Here is an 8,017-nt window from a genome sequence, read left to right as displayed (position 1 = left end):
ACCGTTGTGTGCAATTTGAAAAAATGAAAAATTTTGAATTAAAGACAAATCCTGAAGTTGAATTGGTTTTTGCCAACTACCCTGAAGAGGTTCGTAAAAAAATGATTGGCTTAAGAGAATTGATATTGGAAACAGCGAAAGAACTTGAGGGAGTTACATCTTTGGAAGAGACGCTAAAATGGGGTGAACCAAGCTATTTGACTAAACATGGCAGTACACTTAGAATGGACTGGAAGGCAAAAACGCCAAATCAATATGCCATGTACTTTAAATGCACAAGCCGACTTGTTGAAACGTTCAGGGTAGTTTTTGAGAACACTTTTGGCTTCGAAGGAAATCGAGCTATTATCTTTCAAATGGATGACCAAATTCCAAAGAATGAACTAAAGGAATGTATAAAAGCGACATTGACCTATCATAAGGTAAAACAATTGCCAACCTTGGGAATATGAATAAAAACTGCACACAACAACGCATATAACTTATGGCGGGTGAACAGCTACCAGCAAGGTTTTCGCTCCCTAGCTAACTTTTCTTTCGGTGGACAGGAAAGTGCTTCGAAAACCGCCACAAGCCATATGCAAACCGTTATACCATATATTATGAAAAATAAACTGACATTAATATTGATTTGCATTTGGAGTATCCAAAATGTATTCACTCAAGAGGTAAAAACTGAACTACAAAAGTTTATTCTAACAGAATTAAATGAAGGAAATCATACATTTCAACTTATGAAGAATAAGGTAATTCAAGCTGGAATTGAAAAACAACTATTAGTAGATGAAAATGGAAAAATACTTTACCCAAAAGTTGATTTAAAGGCAATTGAAAATGAATCGGCAATAGAATTTAGCCCTTCGGGTTGGATTAAACTAAGTATGAAATATACGGACTCCTTATTGACAATCAGGCCCATTGAAGACAGTTTTTGTCCATTGATAAAAATTGATCTAAAATTGAAAACTGCATATATCAATGACGACAAACTAAGTATGGTCAAGGAAATATCTATAAAAAATAAGAAAAATGGTTTTAAAAGTGAATGGGATGGATTTCAATGGCACTCAAAATTGTCGAATAATTCCACAATCATTAAGCCAAGATTAACAATCGGCAAATTGAAAGAAAATGGTAAACTCTATATAGAGATTTTATGGATTGAAAAAGGAAATAAAATGCATTACCGTCTCTTGACATGAAAAATACATGGTATAACACCGTGTATAATTAATTGCTTGGTACAGGTCTACTCGGAAAATGCTACGGATTTTCCTCTGGCTCGTCCACTTTTGCTAAATTAGGTGCTCAAACACGCAACTAACCATACACAAAACCGTTGTAGTGAATTAATCAAAGACAATGAAAAAGATTATTCTCATACTATTAGTGATTTATGCAGGTTGTACAACTCAAACCCAGCAACAAGAACCTGCAATCACAGATTTAGCCGATGAATACCTTGAACGAACTATTTCAAGATTTCCCGAAGACAGATACTTTTTGGATTTACCAATTGAGGATCACAGTCTTTTTTCTTCAAACCATCTCGAGGATTTAGCAAAATGGGAGGAATTTGAAGATAGCCTTTACACCAAGATTATAAAAATTGACAAGTCAAAATTTTCTTCTCAAGCAGATCAAATTACCTATTGGCTGCTAATGGAAGAACTTGAGAGTAGTATCGGTATGAGGGCTTGCAAAAGGGAGCTCTGGAATGTTAACCATCAGTGGAACTTTTCTCGCTTATGGTTGAGTATAATCGATTTTCAACCGGTAGGAAATGACACCTTAAGAGAGCAAGCATTGAGAAGATGGAAGAAGTTCCCTAAATATGTAGAAACAGAAATCGAAAACTTGAAAGTCGGTATAGAAAAGGGTTATAGCATGCCGAAAGAAATTGTAGAATTAGTGATCCCTCAAATAGAAGTGCTGACAAGCTATTCGTTAGATGATTCTCCATTCATGTCACCGGCCAAAAGGGACAGCAGTGAAATTTTTCAGAAAGAGTGGGAGAACCTAGTAACCGAACAAATCAATCCAGCCCTATCAAAATACGCAGAATATCTTCAAAGCGATTATTTGGAAAAAGCGCGAACTGAAGGATCAGTCTTAGCCCTGCCAAACGGGAATGAGTGCTACAAGGCCTTTATTCGAAGTAATACCACAACAAAAAAGTCAGGTGAAGAAATATTTAACCTCGGGCTGGAAATTGTAAATTCAAATATCAAGACTATTCAAAAGTTAGGAAAGAATCTTTACCAATCAGATGACTTTGCAGAAATAATTTATCGTATTGATACAGATTCTAGTCTTTATTTTAAATCCTCAGATGAAATCCTGGCTTATAATAACGCAATACTAGAATCTGCTAAGGCTGAATGTGAGGATTGGTTTGATCTCATGCCTTCTTCAGATGTAACAATCAAACCATATCTTCCTCATGAATATGGAAGTGGATCTTATGAAAGTGGTACGGAGAATAAGCCTGCTTACTTCAGGATAAATCTTAAAGATCCAGAGCAACAAACATATTTTGATAACGAAAAATTGTCCTTTCATGAAGCATACCCCGGACATCATTTACAACTTGGAATTGAAAGAGATATTGATGGATTGCACCCTATCAGAGAACTACTTGGTTTTCAAAGTTATATGGAGGGCTGGGCCAGGTATGCTGAGCAATTGGCAGAGGAAATGGGGCTTTATAACCATAAAGCCTCGCTAATCAATAGACGCGCCTGGCCATCCAGAGGAATGGTTATTGACCCAGCATTACATTTGAATATTTGGCCAAAAGACTCAATTATAAACTTTATGATGGCATCAGGTATGAGTGAATCATCTGCAAATAGTCTTTATCGGAGAAGTATTGTATATCCTGCACAACTCACTTCATACGATGTGGGGGGTGAAGAAATAAAAGTGCTCAGAAAATTGTCAGAACAAAGACTGATGGAATCTTTTGATATAAAGGAATTTCACAACAAGGTGTTAGAAAATGGATCAATACCCTTATCAGCATTGAGAATACAGGTCGAACAATGGATAGATAATAAACTCACTACAACAAACGCTAAAAATGAATATGCGAACTGAGCTATTTCGCATGACAATGCTAATTGGACACTTCAATGCTCCTGGCAGTTGGGGCTCATACTCATTTTAGCTAGACATTGCCCACAATACAAGAAAAGCAGAAAACAATGAGAAAATTTGGATTGATAACAACGATTATTGCGACTATCTTGATCAGTTGTAACACCGAGAAATCAAAAACCAAAGTAGAAAATCCAGAATTCACTAAAACCGAACAGAAAACTGATACGCTAACCAAGCACCTAAAACCGTTCAACCCAGAATTGCCGACAATCGGACTCTTAATGTATAGTGGAGTTTTACAAAGCGAAGTAATTGCAACCTCTGACGTGTTCGCAAAACCGACTGAAGACGGAAAACAGCTTTTCAATGTTATTTCAATCGCCGAAACTGAAAATACAATAACAACAGAAGAAGGTATGCATTTTACTCCCGATTATACCTTTGAGAATTGCCCTGAATTAACAGTTTTGTTCGTACCAAGTGCTTATGCTATGTATGCCCAGGTTCATAATGAACAAATTGTGGATTTTATCAAAAAGAAAAATGAGGAAACCAAATATACTGTGAGCAATTGTGCGGGAGCTCAGTTAATCGGAAAATCCGGAATTGCGGACGGACATAAAATCGTCACTTGGATTGGTGGTGGCGAACAATTACAAAAAGACTACCCGAATCTAAAGGTCCAAAATGATAGTTTAGTAACTTTTGTCCGGGATGGTAAATTTTTATCTTCCAATGGCAATTTGGCTAGTTATATTTCTGCGTTGGAATTGGTTGAGATAATGACCAATCCAGAACATAGAAAATTTGTAGAGAGTTATCTATATCTCGACCGACTTCAGAATTGGAAAGAATAAGTACTGTGGGCAACAATGTATAAGCTTAATGCGGGCTATGGTGCCAAATGGAAATGAATAGATTATTAACAAATATTTCGGCAAACTGAAAGGAAAGTACTTCTAATATCGCACTAAGCTTATACTTGAACGTTGGCATTCATTGTGAAAAGCAAGTACTAACAAGCAAAATTATTATTATGACTAAAGAAAAATCAATTCCAATGAAAACCATTTGGGTCTTGTTAGTTGGCTTAATTTTAAATTCATGTAATCTAAAAAATGAGTTAACACCTGATCAAGCCAAAGAAATTGCCAAAGAAGCCTACATATATGGTTTTCCGTTGGTAGTAAATTATAAAACCCTGTATGCATATACACTCGACAAAAACTCGACAGAATACAAAGGTGAGTTTAATATCAAGAGTTGTGAAGCAAGAGTTTATACGCCAAATGACAAAGCCATTGTAACGCCAAATTCCGATACGCCTTATTGCATGTTTTGGTCGGATATAAGTAAGGAGCCTGTTGTTTTTTCTGTGCCAGAAATGGAGGCGGAGCGCTATTATTCTTTCCAGTTTATCGATTTATTTACCCATAACTTCGCCTACATCGGTACGCTTTCAACCGGAAATAAAGCAGGAAAATATTTGATAGCCTCAAGCTCTTGGGAAGGAGATAAACCTAAAGGAATTATCGATATTATTCGCTGCGAAAGCGACTTGTTTTTTACCATTGTGCGTACCCAGCTTATGGATGAAAATGATTTAAATAAGGTAGAAGCCATTCAGGACGAGTATCAAATACAGTTGTTGAGCTCTTATTTAGGAAAAGAAGCAGTAAAAGCTGCAGATAAAAAAGATTGGCCCGTTTGGAATGAAGGAGACCAATTTACTGAAGCTTCCTTTAAATATATAGATGTTGTTTTGAATCTTACTGAAAAGATAGAGTCTGAAACCGCTCTTCGCGAAAAGTTTGCAAAACTTGGTATTGGAACAAGCGAACCTTTTGATTTTGAAAGTTTTGAAATAGAAATTCAAGAAGCCATAAAGACCGGTGTAAAAGAGGGATTTGCAGAGATGGAAGAGTTTATAAAACAACATGGTTCTGACCCGCTTGGAAGCACAAAAATGTTTGGTACTCGTAGCTTTCTTAACCAAAGCGCCAAAGAAAATTATGAGCTGGAAACAATGTTCATTCTCCGTGCTGTAGTAGCTCATTTAGGACTATACGGAAACTCTGCAGCGGAAGCAACCTACCCTACCTATCTTGTTGATAACGAAGGAAATGGACTGGATGCAGCTGAAAATAACTATACTATTACTTTTGGCAAAACAGAACTACCTCCGGTTAAAGCATTTTGGTCCTTTACTATGTACGATGGTAAAACACAACTGCTTATAGACAATCCCTTAAACAGATATCTTCTTAATTCTCCTATGATGGATGATTTTGTGATGAACGAGGATGGTTCTCTGACGCTTTATATGCAAAAAGAATCGCCTGGGGCAGCATTAGAAGCCAACTGGCTACCGGCACCCGATGGTCCTTTTTATGCCGTAATGAGACTTTATGGTCCTAAAGAAGAAGCATTAAAGGGTACTTGGATAAATCCACAAATAGTAAAAAACAACTAATTTAGATAGTGTAAAATAAATCAATAAATCAGAATAGTATGAAAACAAAACATTCGTTGAAACTGGCTCTGTTAGCACTAGCCATAACCACGCTGGCTGGCTGCCCTGAGCCAAACACTACTGATTCAGTTGCAGTTAATACAGAGAATACGCAGGATACCTATTTGGGTAAAATTGAATATCAAGACCAGACTATAACTAAAGCTTCGGCTGCAAAATTGAATCGACAAATTGATTTACAGCGTGCATCTCAGCTTACGCTTTGGGCCATGCCAATAACGAGTTTTTATCACTCGTACAATGCTACAAAAAAGAACTTAGGGTTGAATGATGATGCAGAACCTGTTATAGGTCTATACGAAGGATATGATGCTGTTTATCCTTTTCTTACAGCAAATGTTACCACACCATATACTATATCTATAGTAGACTTGTCTGCTACAGGCCCTTTGGTTGTTAATATTCCCGAAGGAAGCGTTTTTGGTGTGGCCAATAATGCCTGGCAAGAACCAATTAAAGAAATCGGTTCAGGAGAAAAAGAGACACTCCTTTTTGTTGGGCCTGGTCAGGATTACCACCAAGATTTTAAAGGCGAAATCATACAGAATAATACGTTTATGCTATTATACTTTTACCGGGTATTGGGTACAGGAGAAGACGCAGAAAAGCTAAAAACTGCAGTAACGGCTTACAAATTATCTGACGCGGCTAATCCACCGAAAACAAAATATCTAACTTTCAATCCAAAACCAGAAGATAAGGTTTTCATAGGAACAGCGCCTGAAGGTATGGAATATTGGGAGTTGGTAAATGCGTATTTGCAAAAAGAACCTATGGCCGATCGCGATCGCTTTTTCTACGCTTGGCTGAAAGACTTGGGCATTGAAAAAGGAAAACCATTTAACCCAACAGCTTATCAAAAAGAAATCTTATTAGAAGGTGTAAAAACAGGGATGGCTATGGGGCAAGCGATCGCATTTAATAAAACCCAAGAGAAATTTGCTTCATCGCTTTATGGAACAGATTCGGGATGGGAAGATGCTATGGCAGGAATGAATCCTAAGATAGACTTGGAAACCTATTCCATGTTTAACGAACGTACTTCTTATACATTCGAAGCAGTGACTACATCCGCAGGAATGGTATCGAGAGTTGCAGGAAAAGGTTCTGCATATCTGGGGTCTTATTACGATGCTGATGGCAATGCATTAATGGGCGGCAATAACTACATCCTCCACATGGAGCCAAACCCACCAGCGGCAAACTTCTGGTCTATTACGGTTTATGACATAGCGAACCGTTTAATCATTCAAAATGATACCAAACGTGCAGATCTATCTTCACGCTCAGAGGACTTAGTTACGAATAGTGATGGCTCTGTCGATTTGTATTTTGGCCCAGAAGTACCAAACGGGAAAGAAAGCAACTGGATTCAGACCAATAAAGATGAATCTTTCTTTGTGTATCTGAGATTGTATGGTCCTGAACAGGCTTATTTTGACCAAACATTTCCAATGAATAAAATCGTAAAAACAAAATAGAGCGCACTGATATACAGTTAATTGAGGTTTCAGCTCTTATTATACTGTCTCGAAACCAAAGGCTTTAATTCTAATGCTCGGTGATACTAGTATGATTGATAAAAAAACGAAACGCCAACAATATGTATAGTGCATAGCACCCTGCGGGATGCTACGGCACCATACACGGAACGTTGTGCATAATCCAATATAAATTTTGTTCAAAAAAAGAAATTTAAGCTACTTCTTCAATAAACCAATCAAGTTTTTGATATTGACAATAATGAGCCTGACGGGATTATTAATTGCCCTAAATTATGATAAACTTCCAGATAAAACACCGATTTTCTTTAACCATCCAATAGCTGAGAAAGGGTACGGTGGTAAACAAACCCTATGGGAACTTTTATTTGTTATTTCACTTATAATCAGTTTCTTTTTCTGGCTAATTAAGGATTCAAACACTCATCTATCATCAGCAATTCCTCTGCTTAAGAAGCCGGAGTTAGGAAAGAGAGTCGCTTCTGAAATTTTACTGATGACAGCTCTTTTAAGTGCCATTTCTTGTTTTGCAATAATCACGATTACCATCTATTCAGCAACTGGAGAAGTGGTGAATGGGAAAGAACTTTTATATCCTACAATTCCAATTATTCTAATTGCTGGTCCACTTTTATACTTAGTAATCAGCTTAATAAAAAATTTAAAAAATTAAAAAAGACTATGCACAACAACGCCTATAATTCATCGGGTAGTTGGTTAAGATGAAGAGTTTTTCCTACATTTATCTGCAAAACAAACCGAAAATGATTTCGGTTTCAAATGGCTCGCCTTGCAAACGCTAATTTCTCGCAATAAATCGAGAGATCCGCACTAAAAGCTCGCCATCCAGAACCCGCCAAATCATAGCCAACACGTTGTA

General features: G+C 37.1%; 7 protein-coding genes. All 7 read left to right on the top strand.

All coding sequences use genetic code 11. The annotated features are described in order from the left end of the window. Positions 1 to 452, top strand: a 452-nt coding sequence (locus tag WBM60_RS01075) for a DUF1801 domain-containing protein (RefSeq protein ID WP_424282651.1), incomplete at its 5' end; no start/stop codon positions are given. A 150-nt stretch (positions 453 to 602) separates the two neighbouring features. Continuing rightward, positions 603 to 1,202, top strand: coding sequence for a hypothetical protein (locus WBM60_RS01070; RefSeq protein WP_424258988.1), 600 nt, complete (start codon positions 603 to 605; stop codon positions 1,200 to 1,202). Between the two features lie 160 nt (positions 1,203 to 1,362). Then, positions 1,363 to 3,099 (top strand): DUF885 domain-containing protein, encoded by a 1,737-nt coding sequence (locus WBM60_RS01065; RefSeq protein ID WP_424276266.1) that lies wholly within the window; start codon positions 1,363 to 1,365, stop codon positions 3,097 to 3,099. Positions 3,100 to 3,206: 107 nt separating this feature from the next. After that, the gene (locus WBM60_RS01060) at positions 3,207 to 3,959 is read left to right on the top strand and encodes a DJ-1/PfpI family protein (protein WP_424259814.1); all 753 of its coding nucleotides are present in this window, start codon (positions 3,207 to 3,209) and stop codon (positions 3,957 to 3,959) included. 179 nt (positions 3,960 to 4,138) lie between these two features. Further along, positions 4,139 to 5,575, top strand: a complete 1,437-nt coding sequence (locus WBM60_RS01055) for a DUF1254 domain-containing protein (protein WP_424259815.1) — start codon at positions 4,139 to 4,141, stop codon at positions 5,573 to 5,575. A 38-nt stretch (positions 5,576 to 5,613) separates the two neighbouring features. Then, positions 5,614 to 7,116 carry a DUF1254 domain-containing protein gene (locus tag WBM60_RS01050; protein WP_424279655.1) on the top strand — a complete coding sequence of 501 codons (1,503 nt, stop codon included), beginning with the start codon at positions 5,614 to 5,616 and terminating at the stop codon, positions 7,114 to 7,116. A gap of 262 nt (positions 7,117 to 7,378) precedes the next feature. Further along, complete coding sequence (locus WBM60_RS01045; protein WP_424276672.1) at positions 7,379 to 7,810, top strand: hypothetical protein; 432 nt, start codon at positions 7,379 to 7,381, stop codon at positions 7,808 to 7,810. Positions 7,811 to 8,017: the final 207 nt, after the last annotated feature.

Source organism: Eudoraea sp. (genome assembly GCF_049669105.1).
Classification (GTDB): domain Bacteria; phylum Bacteroidota; class Bacteroidia; order Flavobacteriales; family Flavobacteriaceae; genus Eudoraea.
Note: the sequence above shows the minus strand (reverse complement) of the source record. Positions and strands in the feature narration are given on the sequence as shown.

Excerpts from the sequence above, each read along its gene's own strand:
- WBM60_RS01070 (WP_424258988.1), top strand. The coding sequence starts at position 603 with ATGAAAAATAAACTGACATTAATATTGATTTGCATTTGGAGTATCCAA.
- WBM60_RS01065 (WP_424276266.1), top strand. The coding sequence starts at position 1,363 with ATGAAAAAGATTATTCTCATACTATTAGTGATTTATGCAGGTTGTACA.
- WBM60_RS01060 (WP_424259814.1), top strand. The coding sequence starts at position 3,207 with ATGAGAAAATTTGGATTGATAACAACGATTATTGCGACTATCTTGATC.
- WBM60_RS01055 (WP_424259815.1), top strand. The coding sequence starts at position 4,139 with ATGACTAAAGAAAAATCAATTCCAATGAAAACCATTTGGGTCTTGTTA.
- WBM60_RS01050 (WP_424279655.1), top strand. The coding sequence starts at position 5,614 with ATGAAAACAAAACATTCGTTGAAACTGGCTCTGTTAGCACTAGCCATA.
- WBM60_RS01045 (WP_424276672.1), top strand. The coding sequence starts at position 7,379 with ATGAGCCTGACGGGATTATTAATTGCCCTAAATTATGATAAACTTCCA.